Source organism: Sporosarcina trichiuri, from assembly GCF_030406775.1.
Taxonomy (GTDB): domain Bacteria; phylum Bacillota; class Bacilli; order Bacillales_A; family Planococcaceae; genus Sporosarcina; species Sporosarcina trichiuri.
This window is the reverse complement of record NZ_CP129119.1, coordinates 1,795,014-1,809,829: the sequence shown is the minus strand read 5'-3', so window position 1 is coordinate 1,809,829 and position 14,816 is coordinate 1,795,014. Positions and strand designations below refer to the sequence as shown.

At 57.4% G+C, this 14,816-nt stretch carries 14 protein-coding genes and 1 pseudogene; 12 read left to right on the top strand and 3 right to left on the bottom strand.

Features of this window, described 5'->3' with window-relative positions; all coding sequences use genetic code 11:
- Positions 1 to 5 precede the first annotated feature (5 nt).
- The 4 genes from rbsK (at position 6) to QWT68_RS09330 (ending at position 4,400) form a co-directional block, all read left to right on the top strand.
- Positions 6 to 920, top strand: a complete 915-nt coding sequence (gene rbsK, locus QWT68_RS09345; protein WP_290148057.1) for a ribokinase — start codon at positions 6 to 8, stop codon at positions 918 to 920.
- Positions 921 to 2,120 (top strand): M20 metallopeptidase family protein, encoded by a 1,200-nt coding sequence (locus tag QWT68_RS09340; RefSeq protein ID WP_290148056.1) that lies wholly within the window; start codon positions 921 to 923, stop codon positions 2,118 to 2,120.
- Positions 2,117 to 3,037: a nucleoside hydrolase gene (locus QWT68_RS09335; protein WP_290148055.1), complete on the top strand. Its 921-nt coding sequence runs from the start codon at positions 2,117 to 2,119 to the stop codon at positions 3,035 to 3,037. The genes QWT68_RS09340 and QWT68_RS09335 overlap by 4 nt, the downstream gene beginning before the upstream one ends.
- Positions 3,038 to 3,107: 70 nt before the next feature.
- Entirely contained in the window at positions 3,108 to 4,400 is a 1,293-nt protein-coding gene (locus QWT68_RS09330) for a uracil/xanthine transporter (protein ID WP_290148054.1), read from the top strand.
- 54 nt (positions 4,401 to 4,454) lie between these two features.
- On the opposite strand, the gene QWT68_RS09325 is transcribed toward QWT68_RS09330, so the two are convergent.
- Positions 4,455 to 5,444: a LacI family DNA-binding transcriptional regulator gene (locus QWT68_RS09325; RefSeq protein WP_290148053.1), complete on the bottom strand. Its 990-nt coding sequence runs from the start codon at positions 5,442 to 5,444 to the stop codon at positions 4,455 to 4,457.
- A gap of 177 nt (positions 5,445 to 5,621) precedes the next feature.
- On the opposite strand from QWT68_RS09325, the gene QWT68_RS09320 reads away from it, so the two are divergent.
- The 5 genes and pseudogenes from QWT68_RS09320 (at position 5,622) to QWT68_RS09300 (ending at position 9,410) form a co-directional block, all read left to right on the top strand.
- A complete protein-coding gene (locus QWT68_RS09320; RefSeq protein WP_290148052.1) occupies positions 5,622 to 6,851 on the top strand; it encodes a NupC/NupG family nucleoside CNT transporter in 1,230 nt (409 codons plus the stop codon).
- Positions 6,852 to 7,434: 583 nt separating this feature from the next.
- Positions 7,435 to 8,145: a hypothetical protein gene (locus QWT68_RS09315; protein WP_290148051.1), complete on the top strand. Its 711-nt coding sequence runs from the start codon at positions 7,435 to 7,437 to the stop codon at positions 8,143 to 8,145.
- A gap of 12 nt (positions 8,146 to 8,157) precedes the next feature.
- A pseudogene (locus QWT68_RS09310) lies at positions 8,158 to 8,598 on the top strand (type 2 periplasmic-binding domain-containing protein); the annotation flags it as partial.
- Positions 8,599 to 8,646: 48 nt separating this feature from the next.
- A complete protein-coding gene (locus tag QWT68_RS09305) occupies positions 8,647 to 9,045 on the top strand; it encodes a hypothetical protein (protein WP_290148049.1) in 399 nt (132 codons plus the stop codon).
- A gap of 62 nt (positions 9,046 to 9,107) precedes the next feature.
- Positions 9,108 to 9,410 (top strand): hypothetical protein, encoded by a 303-nt coding sequence (locus QWT68_RS09300; RefSeq protein ID WP_290148048.1) that lies wholly within the window; start codon positions 9,108 to 9,110, stop codon positions 9,408 to 9,410.
- 90 nt (positions 9,411 to 9,500) lie between these two features.
- Here QWT68_RS09300 and QWT68_RS09295 read toward each other — a convergent pair whose 3' ends face one another.
- The gene (locus tag QWT68_RS09295; protein ID WP_290148046.1) at positions 9,501 to 10,334 is read right to left on the bottom strand and encodes a GNAT family N-acetyltransferase; all 834 of its coding nucleotides are present in this window, start codon (positions 10,332 to 10,334) and stop codon (positions 9,501 to 9,503) included.
- Positions 10,335 to 10,503: 169 nt separating this feature from the next.
- On the opposite strand from QWT68_RS09295, the gene QWT68_RS09290 reads away from it, so the two are divergent.
- The 3 genes from QWT68_RS09290 (at position 10,504) to QWT68_RS09280 (ending at position 13,398) form a co-directional block, all read left to right on the top strand.
- Complete coding sequence (locus QWT68_RS09290) at positions 10,504 to 11,064, top strand: hypothetical protein (protein WP_290148045.1); 561 nt, start codon at positions 10,504 to 10,506, stop codon at positions 11,062 to 11,064.
- A 99-nt stretch (positions 11,065 to 11,163) separates the two neighbouring features.
- Positions 11,164 to 11,898: a sulfite exporter TauE/SafE family protein gene (locus tag QWT68_RS09285; RefSeq protein WP_290148043.1), complete on the top strand. Its 735-nt coding sequence runs from the start codon at positions 11,164 to 11,166 to the stop codon at positions 11,896 to 11,898.
- Positions 11,899 to 11,973: 75 nt separating this feature from the next.
- Complete coding sequence (locus QWT68_RS09280; protein WP_290148042.1) at positions 11,974 to 13,398, top strand: IS1096 element passenger TnpR family protein; 1,425 nt, start codon at positions 11,974 to 11,976, stop codon at positions 13,396 to 13,398.
- Between the two features lie 51 nt (positions 13,399 to 13,449).
- Here the strand turns inward: QWT68_RS09280 and QWT68_RS09275 are convergent, their stop codons facing one another.
- Positions 13,450 to 14,748 carry an aminotransferase class V-fold PLP-dependent enzyme gene (locus tag QWT68_RS09275; protein ID WP_290148040.1) on the bottom strand — a complete coding sequence of 433 codons (1,299 nt, stop codon included), beginning with the start codon at positions 14,746 to 14,748 and terminating at the stop codon, positions 13,450 to 13,452.
- Between the last annotated feature and the right edge of the window lie 68 nt (positions 14,749 to 14,816).

Sequence of the window (14,816 nt, the reverse complement as noted above, 5' to 3'; positions counted from 1 at the left end):
ATGGAATGAGGAAACGAATTGTCGTTGTCGGCAGTTTAAATATGGACATAATTATTTCGACGGACCGTCTGCCGCAAATCGGTGAGACGATCCTCGGTGAAAAGGTGAGCTACCTGCCCGGGGGCAAAGGTGCCAACCAGGCAGTAAGCTGTGCGCGGCTTGGCGGGGAAGTGACGCTGGTCGGCGCGGTCGGACAGGACGAGTTTGGACGCACACTGCTGGACCAGATGGAAACGAACCAGGTGAATACGGCATTCATCAGCCGGGCACCTGAAGTGAAGACAGGAATTGCGGACATCTTCCACATAAACCACGATAACTGCATCGTCGTCGTCCCGGGAGCGAACTACTCGCTTACGCCCGATGCGATTACTCCGGAAATCGAACAGGTGATTAAGGAAGCCGATGTTCTGCTGGCTCAGCTTGAGATTCCGCTGGAAACTGTCCAGAAAGTGATGGAAATTGCCCATGAGAATGGCGTGAAGACCATTTTGAATCCCGCACCTGCGCAGACCTTGCCGAAACAGCTGCTTCTGAATGCAGACATTCTGACGCCGAATGAAACTGAGTTTGAACTGCTTGCCGAACGGCCATTTTCGGACGAGCGTGAACTCGCACTCCTGATGGCGGAATGGGAAGCGGCCTATGATCAGACGCTGATCGTCACGCTGGGTGCACACGGCAGTGCGTATCTGGATGATGGGAAACTCGTCGTCGTACCGGCTGAACCGGTTCAGGCAGTCGATACGACGGGAGCCGGCGATACTTACAACGGTGCACTGGCCATCGCGGCGGCGGAAGGACGTCCGCTGGCTGAGATGATCGGTTTTGCAACACGTGCTGCAGCACGCGCTGTGACGAAATTCGGGGCGCAGGAAGGGATGCCCTACAGGAGCGAACTGAAAGGAGAGGATGAGTAGATGGAGACGATCACTGCAGACTACATGGAACAGCATCTCGACGGCTATCTCCGGGACACGTACAAGCATTTGCACAAGCATCCCGAACTGAGCAAAGATGAGCACAACACCCAGCTGTTCATCCAGCAGGAGCTCGACCGGATCGGCATCAGCCACCGGGCGATGGCCGGAACTGGCGTTTGTGCGGAAATTACAGGGGCGGCACCCGGCCGTACGGTCCTCATGCGCTGCGACATCGACGCGCTGCCGATCGAGGAAGCGACAGGACTTGACTACAGTTCCATCCACCCGGGGGTCATGCACGCATGCGGCCATGACGCCCACACAACGATCGGTCTCGCCATCCTGACTGTGCTGAAAGAACGGAAGTCGGAATGGACCGGTACCGTCAAGATCATGTTCCAGCCGACGGAGGAAGCGCAGCCGGGCGGGGCCAAGCCGATGATCGAAGAAGGGATCCTCGAGAACCCGGCGGTCGACGCGGCGCTCTGCCTGCATACGAACCCGTTCCTGACGCCAGGCACTTTTGAGATGAAACCCGGGTACATGCTCGCGAACACCGACAGGGTCTACCTGACGCTGACCGGCAAAGGGGGTCACGCAGCGGCTCCGCAGCAGGGGATCGATGCGATCGCGATGGCAGGGGAGTTCCTGACCGCGGCGCAGTCGATCGTTTCGCGTCAGACGTCGCCGCTCGATCACGCGGTCATCACGTTCGGGACGATCCAGGGAGGAACCGCATCGAATGTATTGTGCGGGCAGGTCGACATCTCGGGGACGGTCCGGACGATCCTGCCGGAAACGCAGGATAAGATCGAAGCGCAGCTTGAGCGGCTGCTGCAGTCCGTCACCGGATTCTGGGGCGGCAGCTACGAATACACGTACAGCAAGGGGTATCCGGCGAACTGGAACGATCCTGAATTGACGGCGCGGCTCACGCGTTCGCTGAATGATGCGTTCGGGGAGACGACCGTCTCGGTCAACGAACACCCGTACATGAGCGGCGACGACTTCTCGATTGTCGCGAACGAGGTGCCGTCGGTCTTCATGTATTGGGGGACGGGCTCTCTCGAAAAGGAGAACTTCCCTTGGCATAACGCGAACTACCATGTGAATCTCGATGCTTTGAAATACGGGGCAGCAGCAGGGCTGCACTGCCTGCTGGAATTATTGACAGAAGAAGGGGCGGAACGCATATGAAAAAAGTGATTATCGATGTGGACACGGGAATCGACGATGCGATCGGACTTCTGCTGGCCGAAAAGAGCGGCATGGCAGATATCTTTGGCATTACGACCGTGAACGGCAATACGTCCTTGGAACAGGCGACCGTCAACACCCGCAAAATCACGACGCTGCTCGGACGGGATGATCTGAAAGTCGTCCAGGGAGCGGCGCGTCCTCTCCTGCGGGATCCGCACTTCGAAGTGAGCGTGCACGGCAATGACGGGATCGGCGGTGCGCTGAAAGAAGTGGACGTTGAAATCCGTGACGAAGGCTTCGCTCCGGACTTCATCATCGAGCAGGCGAAGCAGCATGCGGGTGAGATCACCGTCATCCTGCTCGCACCGCTGACGAACATGGCGCTGGCCATCCGCAAAGAGCCGAGGCTCAAAGAGTGGCTGAAGGAACTTGTCATCATGGGCGGTGCGTTCGATCACCGGGGCAACATCACACCGACAGCGGAATACAATATCTATATCGACCCAGAAGCGGCGAAGATCGTCGTCCATTCCGGCATCCCGATCACGATGGTCGGTCTCGATGTAACGTCAAGCACCCTGTTGACGAAAGACGATGTCGAGCGCATCCAGCCTGGAGCGGGACGCGATTTCACAGAGGAAGCGACCGTCCATTACATGAACCATTACTATAACCTGAACGGACGCCATGCGTGTGCGATGCATGATCCGCTGGCCGTTGGAGCGGCCCTGGACCGGTCGCTCGTCGAGACGAAGAAATACTATGTCGACATCGAGACGAACAGCGATCTGTGCGACGGCCAGACCGTCTGTGATTTCACGAATTGGCATAAGAAAGAGCCGAACGTCGATGTCTGTGTCGCCGCTGACAGCAAGCGGTTCATCGATCTGCTGGTCGATACGTTAGGGAAGTGATCCACAGGGGTCCGGAGCATTGTGCCCCGGACTCTTTCCCGTTATTTTATTACAGAAAGCAGGAAACTGTATGACACGTTTAACCGCTCCAGCGTTTTCACTTGCCGGCATCCAATGGCTGCTGTTCATGGTCGTCAATACGGTCGTTGTCCCGCTGTCCATCAGCACGGCATTCGGTCTGTCCGATGACGCAGCCGCCGGACTCATCCGGACATCCTTCGTCGTCGCAGGGGTCGTCAGCCTGCTGCAGGCCCGATTCGGCCATAGGTTCCCGCTGTTCGAAGGCCATGGCGGCATCTGGTGGGGACTGATGCTCAGTCTGAGCGCCGCAGCTCCTGCCATGGGGCTGTCCTATATGGAAGTCGGCGGAAGTCTGGCGCTCGGCATGGTGCTGGCCGGTGTGCTGACCATCGTGCTCGGAGCGGCCGGCTTCACGTCCGTCCTGCAGAGGATCTTCACACCTGTCGTTCTGGCGATTTACCTGTTCCTGCTGTCCGTCCAGCTGATCCTGTTCTTCTTCAAGGGCATGCTCGGCATCAGTGACGGCGGAAGTCTCGCCATGCCGGAGGGGCTCCTGCCGATCGGGGTGGCCGCGGCTGTCCTGCTGATGGGACTGTCGCGCAGACGGGGGATTGCGAACTTTTCCGTGCTCATCGGACTGATCGGCGGGGCGGTGCTGTATATGCTCCTGATCGGCGGAACACCGAGTGTCTCTGCGGGCGGCTCGCTGTTCCGTCTGTTCCCGCTCGGCGGGCTGCATGTGCACATCGGCATCATGCTGACCGCATTCCTGGCCGGGCTCATCAATATGGGCAATTCGCTCGTCGCCATCTCGACGGCCGGCTGGCTGTTCGGGGAGAAGTCGGTGGATGGGCGCATCCAAGCATCCTACTATGTAACGGGAGCGGGAACGGTGATCGGCGGTCTGTTCGGTCTCGTGCCGTTCGGACCGTACTCGTCATCGATCGGGTTCCTGCAGAGCACGCGGATCTTCAACCGAGGCCCGTTCATGCTCGGCAGCGTGCTGTTCATCCTGATGGGGCTCATCCCGGCGCTCGGCGGTTTCCTCTCAGGCCTGCCGGAGCCGATCGGGGCGGCCGTGCTGTTCGTCGCCTACATCCAGCTGTTCGGCACAGCCGTGCACAAAATCCGTGAACTGCCGTTCGAGTCGATGTCGTTGTATCGGGTGACGATTCCGCTGCTGACCGGTGTCAGCATCCTGAACGTCCCGCCGGAAACGTTCCGTGATTTCCCTGTTCTCATACAGCCGCTCGTCAGCAATGGGCTGCTCGTCGGCGTCATGCTGTCGATCATGATGGAGCTGTGGGCAGGACGCAGGAGGGCACGCCGTGCATCCGGATGAAAAAACGCAGGACACCAAGTGCTGAATGCCTGGTGTCCTGCGTTTTTCAGTTTATCATCCGCCTGTCGACTGCCTGACAGTGAGGGAGACGGGAAATACCTTGTCCTCCGGGATATCCGGATGCTCTGTGATCAGACCGATCAGCACATCCACCGCGGTTTTGCCGAGTTCATAGATCGGCTGTGCGACGGTCGACAGTCCGGGGGACATCATTTCGAGCTGGATGCCGTCGAACCCGATGACTTTGACGTCTTCCGGCACGCGGCGTCCGGCCTCCTGAAGGGCTTTCAGGGCACCTGCCGCCATCAGGTCGTTGCTCGCGAAGACGCCGTCCAGGTCAGGGTGGGAGACGAGCAGCTGCTGCATCGCCGAATGGCCGCCTTTGACCGTGAAGTCGCTGTAGGCGATGAGGCCGGGCGTGAACCAGTCCGTTCCGGTGCTCACCGCTTCATACCCCGCTGTCCGTTCCCGGGAAGACGTGATCGACAGCGGCCCGCAGATATGGGCGATCTTGCGGCAGCCGCGCTCGAGCAGATGCCGGACCGCCAGCTCTCCGCCTTCCTTGTTCTCCACAGTGAAGGACACGACGGAATCACTGGAGAAGACGTTGTCCAGCAGCACGACCGGGATACCGGCCTTCTGCAGGCCTCTCAGGTGGTCGGGCTGGATCGTATAAGACGAGATGATGACACCGTCCGCCTGTTTGTGGATGAGCGTGTCGAGATAGCGCTGTTCTTTCGCTGTGTCGTTATCCGTGTTGCCGAGCATCACCGTATAACCGTATTCATTGGCGGCATCTTCCGCTGCACGGGCTAGCTCCGGGAAGAACGGATTCAGGATATCGGGGACCAGCAGGCCGATGGTCGCCGTCTTCTTGCCGGCCAGGCTCCGGGCAATCGTATTCGGGCGGTAGTTCAGTTTGTCGATCACGCCGGCGATCGCTTCCGCCGCCTCCTTGCTGACGTACCCATTCTTGTTCAGGTAGCGGGAGACGGTCGCAACCGATACCCCTGCAAGCTTGCTAACATCCTTGATAGTGGCCATTGTCCGGTCTCCTCATGTGTTATCGTTTACACAAATATACCAAGTACAGGAACAAGTTTCAATGGAAGACCAATAGTATGTCACATATTTGTTATTGACGCTCCTAATTACCGTGTGGTAAGTTATATGTAACCGATTACACATCATCGTACATGTCATTGATAAGAGGAGAATCTGATGAATATTTTAACGGGCCTGCTCGGATGCCTGGTCATCCTGTTCATAGCTTTTTTGCTCTCGGATAACAAGCGGAAAATCAATTACCGCCTCGTCGGAATTGGCGTTGTGCTGCAGATCCTGTTCGGCTACCTTGTCCTGAAGTCCTCAGGCGGCCGGGCGGTCATTGAGAAGTTCTCGGGCGGCGTCCAGAACATCATCCATTACGGAAATGAAGGACTCGCTTTTGTCTTCGGCAGTCTGGCGGATTCGTCCGCACCGACAGGCTTCATCTTCGGCATCCGGGTGGCGGCGATGGCGATCTTCGTCACCGCACTCATCTCGCTGCTGTACCACTTCGGCATCATGCAGTTCTTCGTCAAGATCATCGGCGGAGGGCTGGCCAAACTTCTCGGTACGAGCAAGCCGGAATCGCTGACCGCAGCGTCGAACATCTTCCTCGGGCTGCAGGAAGCACCGGTCATCATCAAGCCGTACATCAAGACGCTGACCCGTTCAGAGCTGTTCGCAGTCATGGTCGGCGGACTCGCCTCTGTCGCGGGCGGAACGATGCTCGCGTATGCCGCACTCGGGATTCCGATCAACTACCTGCTGTCGGCAAGTTTCATGGCAGCGCCGGCAGGCCTCGTGTTCGCCAAGATCCTCATTCCGGAAACGGAAGTGCCGGTCAATGCGGTCGATGAAGCCCCGAAGGAAATGATCGGGGAAGGCGGCGTCAAACCGGGCGCGATCGATGCCGTGACAAAAGGGGCTGCGGAAGGACTGAAGATGGCGGGCTTGATCATCGCCATGCTGATCGCCTTCATCTCCCTGCTCGCCATGGTCAACGGGATCCTCGGCGGGATCGGCGGCTGGTTCGGCCATCCGGATATCTCGCTCGAACAGATTCTCGGCTATATCTTCTCGCCGCTCGCCTTCGTCATGGGAGTCCCTTGGTCGGAAGCGATGACAGCGGGCAACCTGCTCGGCCAGAAAGTGATCTTGAACGAAATGGTTGCGTTCACAGCATTTCAGCCGATGATCGATGCCCTGTCCGAGAAGACGGTTGCCATCCTGACATTCTCGCTGTGCGGATTCGCAAACATCGGATCACTCGGGATCCTGATTGCGAGCATGACGGCATTCGCTGACAACCAGCGGGCGGTCGTTGCAAAACTCGGCTTCAAAGCCGTTCTCGCCGGTACCCTCGCCAACCTGATGAGCGGTACGATCGCCGGCATGTTCATGTAACTACACGTAGGAAAGCACCCGCTGTGCGCGGGTGCTTTTTCGCGTTTCGGCGGAGGTGAATTGTGCGAGGATGCCGATAAATTCAGCGAAGTGTCCGATAGTTCACAAGTTCTGTCCGATAAGTCGGGGGAAGTGTCCGATACGGCCGCGTGGAAGGGGCTGGCTTGCTCGTTTTCTGCGCGCCATTTACATTTGTTTTGGCGAAAGGGAGACGCCGCGTGCATGAGGATCTGACAGGAAACGAGCCGCAGGCGAGCACCATTCAGGCCTTGAATTGTTTCCAGATGCCGACAAATTCGGCGAAGTGTCCGATAGTTCACAAGTTTTGTCCGATAACTCGGGGGAAGTGTCCGATACTTCACATGAAACGTCCGATACTTCACAGAATTTGTCCGATATGGCACGTGGAAAGGACTGGATTGCCGGTTTTCTGCGCGGCCTGGCGTGTATTTTGCCAACGAGCGCAGCCGCGGGCACAGGGTCTTGCAGGAATCGAGCCGCAAGCGAGCGCCATTCTAGCCGAATCACTCTTGACTCCGATTACTAATAGTGTAATAATACACTAAAAGTTACTAGAAAGAGGTTGATTGGCATAGCGTTATTCTTCGTCGTCTTCGCTGTCTGTTGCCTGTCCATATTCACAATATTTGCCGTCCTGCTCTTACTGATGAACGGGACTCCCTATGCAATTCCGTTTGCCATGACAGCTCCTGCATTCGTGGCGGTCGGCCTGATCCTGCTGCTCAATCGGTATTTCACCCGCTGGGACCGGATTCTCTGGTTCCTGGGCATCTCTGCCGCGTCCCTGCTGATTACGGGCTTCGTGCCGGTACAGGATTTCTATAAGGGAAATTTGCCCACGGCTGCAGAGGAAGCGGATCCCCTTTTGTACGAAACTTCCAATCCGTTTGCGGAAACTGTGCAGCTCGACAGCGGATCGTCGCTGCGACTGGACGGGACGCTGCCGAAGCTGGACGGCGCACCGGCGTACTTCCCGATGTATGCCGCGTTCGTCCGGGCCGTCTATCCGGAAGGGGACTACACGAAATTCTCGGGAGACAGCACGGTGCTGTATGAGCATCCCCGTTATGCTTATCACCGGCTGATCACAGGCGAGCGGGATATCATCTTTGCACCGCCGCCGACGGAACAGCAGCTGAAGAAAGCGGAGCAGGCAGGAGTGGCGCTGACCTGCACACCCATCGTCAAGGAAGCGTTCGTCTTCTACGTTCATCACAGGAATCCGGTGGACAGTCTGAGTGAAGCAGAGATCCGCTCCGTCTACAGCGGATAGCTCACGGAGTGGTCTGACGTCGGCGGCCGTAAGAAGGCCATCATTGCATATCAGCGCAAACCCGATTCCAGGAGCCAGCTGCAGATGGAGCAGGTGATGGACGGAGAGCCGCTGACTGCTCCGTATGAAGAGCCGGTCACCCCGTTTTCACACGGCTGGGTCGGCCAGCTCTCGGAATATCAGAACAGGGGGGCCGCGCTTGGCTATTCGTACCGGAATACGGTGCAGCCGCTTGTGGAGGAAAGGAAAGTGAAACTGCTGCAGGTGGATGGGGTAGATCCCGGGGATGACGAAATCCGTGCTGGTACGTATCCATACACCCAGGAAATCTGCGCAGTGACCGCAAACACCGAACATCCGGAAACCGGCCGTTTCATCGAGTGGATCCTGTCCGAGGAAGGCCAGGAACTCGTGAAGAAATCGGGCTTTACACCGATCCGGAAGATGGATTGACGCATCCTTGATCAGTCAGTGAAATGGAAGGGAAAGGAGCTGGAAGATGTGAGGAAGTCAACGATCATTCTGTCCGTGCTGCTGTATGCAAGCATTGTGTCCATCGTCTATCTGCTGGCGGACCGGTATGTATTCCGATCCTTCGCGCCCGACATCGAAGACCAGGCAATCCTAGGCGAAATGACGATGATGGTACTGGAGAGCCAACAGTACAAAGCTATCGCGGCAAAAGAGACAGTCTATGCCGTGAAGCAAGGGGTGGACCGGTTCAATTCAGGAGATCCGTCATCCGTTTACAGTTATGAAATCGCAATTGTCACGGATAAAGACACGTATGGGTTTACGTGTGACGACGACGCATGCACGGCGGTATCCAACGGCAGCTGGGGCGGAGATCTATATCAAGATATCCATCCGATCCTGCCGATTGGCGGGGTGAAGAAATGAACCTATGGAATGCCGTTCCCTACAGATTATTCAGCCGGACGGCAGGGAAGGGGCGATCAGCTATGAAGACATACATCATCGCGATTCTCTTATTCATCGGAGGCGCTGTTCTTAGCAAGGACGGACAAGATCTGGCCTATTGGATGAACGAGTGGCTGCCTGCTGTGGAAGCAGTCTATTACTTGATCGGCATCTCCTTGCTGAGTGTTCTGCTGTTCATATCATCGGTGCTGATCATCTGGCGGACTGCAAGTTATGAGCACCGGACGTCATTCATCTATTTCTTCATGCTGTCGGCCACAGTGCTCGGGGGCGGCCTGATCACTTGCTGGACCCTGTTAGTCCTCGCATTCTGGCTGTCTTGAAAGAATAAGGGGCAGCTGTCCGTCACCTGATTGTATAAGAAACAGCTCACCCGGACCAACGGGGTGAGCTGTTTTGCGCGTATTCCTTCATTATTGGATGAATGGCAGTGCCGCTTCATAGTAGTCCTGCTGCTGTTTGCGTTCGAATCCGATACGCTCGTACAGCTTCAGCGCATTGGCGTTGCGGGTTTCGACGTCCAGGCAGATCGTGTTGCCGGTCGGCGCTTCGTGCTGCAAGATCCAGCGCAGTGCCTCCCCGCCGATCCCTTGGCCGCGCAGGCCGGATGCGACCGCGAATCCGGAGATGTATGATTCACCAGCACTCCGGGCGACCCGGATCTTGCCTGATGGGTTTCCGTCCGCTTCGATGATGTAGCGGCGTTCATCCTGCCGGGCCAGACGTTCCTCGTAATAGTGCTCGGCATCTGCAGCGGTCAGTGAGAACGCTTCGGCATCGAGCTCCACTTCGAATGCTTTGTCGGCCGGCTCCGAAAGCCGCATGGCAATTCCCGGATTGTCGCCGACCGGCTGTTCCGCCCACTGCATGTGGAATTCGGAAAATGAATAGCTGCAGGGCTGTCCCGCAAGCCAGCCTTTGGCGGAACGCGATTCACCGGGTGCATTCAGCAGCACTTTCCTGAATCCGCCGGCACGGATGGCCTCCTGCGCCTCTTCCCACAGACGGGTGAAATGGCCGTGCCGGCGCTCCTGTGGCAGCACCATTCCGCACACTTCCACCGTCGACCCGAATGCATATAATGCCAGATAGGCGATGAGCGTTCCGTCCTTCCATATGAAAAAGTCCTCCTGATCGCCTTTGCGGCTTTTCAGCATATCCCAATTCAGCTTCATTTCCACGCCGTCGTGCGTCTCACAAACCTCCTGCAGCTGCCGGATGGCGGTGAGCTGTTCTTCTGTCAGCATGCCCGTTCTCCCCCTGTATGTCTCTCTCTGGCAATCATCCAGTTCCGCCGTTGTACCTGGTGAACTGTCTGAATACTTCCTTAAATGTACAAGGCACCAACCATCCTGTCAATCTCCTATCACTTAGTATGATATACTGGCCGAAAGACTAGGAAAGCAGGGATATCTAATGAAAAAAGACATGCGCTACATCTGCTACCCGTTCATGCGGGAATCCGCATCGACGGTCGATTTTGAAATCCGCACCGATTCGCTGACTACACGGATCGGCGAAGCCCTCTCACTGACGGAGGATGTCGAAAAAGTCCACACCGACCTCCGCTGGCTGCAGCCGCTCGCCTACCATCTGAACGGGTCCGTCCGTGGCAAGCTTGCCATCACGCCGGAAGACCTGGAGAAGCTGAGCGGACTGTACGATGACTACGTCGGCGAACTCGGTGACCTTGTCGAACAGTTCGTCCTCCCGCAAGGCACCCATGCTGCAACCGTGCTGCACGTCTGCCGAAGCGAGGCGAAGAAATCGGTCCGCGCACTGCACAAAGTCTCACTCGAGCGGGACGTGCCGGATATCCTGTTCGACTTTGCCCAGCTCATGGCGAATGTCCTGTTCGTCATGGCGGTCTATGTCAACAAATCTCATCATGTCGATGAAATCCCATTCGTCAGCAAATCGTACCCGATCCGGAAAAAGAAGTCTTCCGCACAGACGCAAACGGCTGAAAGGCCATGACTTGTGATATAAGAATTAATTATCAGGATAGTTAATAACTATCGAATTTCCTTATTGAGCGGCCGGGCGTATACTGGAAGAAGAAAGGGGCGACAACCTATGGAATACGTTCTTCTCTCCATCACAGCGATGGTCGCCATGACGCTCGGCACGCTCGCAGGCGGCGGCGGGCTGATCACCATGCCCGCCATGCTCCTGATGGGCTTTCCGATCCACTCCACTATCGGCGCCAGTAAAATATCGACAACGGTCAGCTCGTTCTCGACATTCCTGACCGTGCTGCTCAAAAAGCAGATCACCCTCCGTGAGTCCTGGTGGATCCTGCCTGTGTCGCTGACCGGCGGCGTCCTCGGCGGCGTCTTCGCGACCCACATTTCGGATAAAACCTTATTCCATATCGCCATCGTGCTGCTGATCGGCGCATTCTTCACATCTTTCCTCTCGAAAGCCGACTTTTCGGGGACGGCGGCCCTTCAGCCGAAACGCAGCGGGGTGTTCGGCTTCATCGGCGTCGGCCTGTATGACGGCCTGTTCGGGCCGGGCCAGGGGACGCTGCTGCTGTTCCTGTTCAACCATCTCCGTGTTTCGTACTTGCGGGCCATCGGCTTCATGCGGCTTGCGACATTCTCCAGCGGCTTCGGCGCAGCTGTCAGCTACATCTATATGGGCAAGATCATCTGGCCGGCCGCCATCGCGCTCGTCATCGGCTCGCTCTCCGGGGCCCAACTCGGTGTGCGGATCGCAGAAAAGCTCAATCCGGTGCATGTCCGGGTGCTGCTGCGTCTCGTCATCATCGGACTGCTCGTGCAGCTTCTCGTCAAAGCGGTCCTATAGGTGCTCCCGGCAGGTTGACCGGTTGTGGTACACTACGTAAAGGGAAAACTATCAGTACTGACTCGAGGTGCCACTATGAAATCATACATCCTGAAATTTACAATGCTCGATATGCCTGAACCCGTCTGGCGGCGGGTGGTCATGCCGGCTGGCGCGACATTCAACCGGCTTCACTCGACCATCCAGCACGTCACCAACTTCCGAAGCTATTACACGGACAGCCCGTATCACTTCTTCGAAATCATTGTCGGCGGATTGTGCATCACGGACAACCCTGTCCGGCGCGACGAGCTGAAAGGCAATAAGGAACTCAAGCCGAAACAGCCGACCCGTCTCAAAATCGATACGTACATCGAAGAATTCAAAGAATTCATCTACGAATATGACCTCGGCGACGGCTGGCGGTTTGCAGTCGAGCTGGAAGAGATCGTCGACGACTACCACTTCGGATTCCCGACTCTGCTCGATGCAGAAGGGGAGGCGCCGCCCGAGGACGTCGGCGGACCGCCCGGATTCGAAGCCTTCCTGGAGACGATCCGGAATCCGGCCGACCCGGAGCATGATCATATGCTCGCCTGGGCGCGGAGCAATGGCTGGCGCTGGTACGACAAGCAGCATATCAACCGGATGCTGAAGACCATCAAATACGGCAAGACGGAGTGGGACAAGATCGATCACGACAACCATACGATCCTCAGCGATCCGTACCGGGACTCCGAAGCGGAGGAGCCGTCTGTCCGGCGTATCGCGCCAGAGACCGCTGCAGAAGCCGCTCCGGCTGAACCGGCCGCCCTCTCCGAAGAGGAGCAGGAACTCGAACAGTACATCCGGGCGATGGTCAATCTGTATGGTTTTGCCGAGGCCGAGCATGTCGCCTCGCTGTACAGCGAACAGAACGGCAAGACACTGTCTGCAGACGATCTGCTTGCACTTGTGGCATCTTCCGGAATCGAAGCGAGCCTGAAGGAGGATGTCATCTTCGTCAGGAACGGGCATTTCCTCGGGCCGAAACTCGTGCACATCGATCCCGACCAATTCTTCAAGGAGATCTACGGCAAGCCGTATTTCGAGCCGCCGAAAGAACAGCTTCTCCGCTATGCGGATTCCGGGTATATCGAGCGCACCCCGGAAATCGAAGAGCTGGAGCGCCTGTTCCTCGAGCAGCACGTCCCGCAGATGCAGATCGACCGCATCCTGCATACGTATATGAAGGACCTGTCCGTCTGGCATGCGAACTTCATGCAGGCGGCGGTGCGCCTCATGGAATCGGCCGGCCCGCTGACCGAGGAGAGCATCAACCGGATCATGCCGGCCGCCATCCAGGTGTCCAATACGGTCCGGATGATCGAGAACCGGGGCTACACTCCGCGGGAGCTGAGTGAACTGGCACCGAAATCCGTGCAGCCTGCAGCTGGCCGCGAACCTTCCAAGAAAACGGGCCGCAACGACCCATGTCCTTGCGGCAGCGGGAAGAAATACAAGAAATGCTGCGGGAAATGATGAATCGAAAAAAGCTTCCATCCCACTTGCGGATGGAAGCTTTTTCGTATTTCAAGTCAACTTCTGACGTGCCGTCTCCAGGATTCCGAAGAACCGGTCGATCTCCTCGATCGTATTGTAGTGGACAAGGCTGATGCGGAGCGCTCCGCCGCCGAACGGCCCGGCGAGCCGCTCCATGAGGGAGATGGCCAGGTAATTGCCTGTGCGGGCTTCGACGCCTGCGTCATTCAGCGCCTGTCCGAGTGCATCCGTGCCGATCCCCTCGATATTGAAAGCGAACACGGGCAGGCGGCCGGCCGGTTCCTCTGCCGGGCGGCCGTACAGGATGACACCCGGGATTTCCTGGAGGCGCTTCAGGAAATAGGACGTCAGCTGCTGTTCGTAGAGCTGGGCGAAGTGCATCGCCCCGGCTGTGCTGCGGCGTCCGGGTGACGCATCCGCGAACGGAGTGCCGGCGAGGGACAGGCCGTTCGCTTCGGCGTCCCGTGTAAGTTGTGCCAAGTATTCCGTACTGCCGATGAACCCTTCGATGCCTTCATGATTCTGGGAGCCGACTTCGAAGAAATAGGCGTCCTGCTCGAGCTCTTTCCGGATCTTCCAGCCGTCCAGCCGTTCCAGATGGCTGCGGTTGAAATATCCGAATCCCATGTGGGGACCGAAGATCTTGTACGTCGAGAACGCAGCGAAATCGACATCCGCTTCTTTCACGTCCATCGGCAGGTGGCTTGCCGCCTGCACGCCGTCTGCGACGACGAGTGCGCCCGCTTCATGGGCGAGCCGTGCAATCTCCTTCATCGGATGGACGGTGCCGGTCGCGTTCGACGCCCAGCCGGCCGCGACGACTTTCGGCCGCAGGTCAAGAAGTTCCCTGTACTGCTCCATCTCCAGGCTGCCGTATTCATCCACATGCCATACATGTACATGGATACCGCGCTCGGCCAGTTCCAGCCACGGGTTGACGTTGGCATGATGATCGGCCTCGGTGATGATGATATGGTCTCCTGCTGTCAAGTCCCGGCCGAGATGGTGGGCGAACAGATGGAAGAAATTTGTTGCGTTCTGTCCAAAAGCGATCTCTTCATGGCCTGCTGCACCGATCAGGTCGGCCGCAAGCTGCCTCGCTTCGACGATGACCTGCTGCATGTCGGCAGTCCGCTTGAAGATCGTCCCTTTCTGGGCATTGCGGTGAATGTAGTAATCTGTCACCCGGTCGATCACAAACCGGGAGACTTGTGCGCCCGCCGAATTGTCGAAAAACAGGACGGGATGCCCGTTGTAGGTGTCACCGAGACTCGGGAAATAGGAGCGTGCATGTTCGAATGTGTGCTGCAAAGCTTGCTGATGATTCATCCAACCATCCTTTCTATGTGTCCACTATACCATGCGGGCCTCTGAAATGATCCGGAGAGGAAATCGGG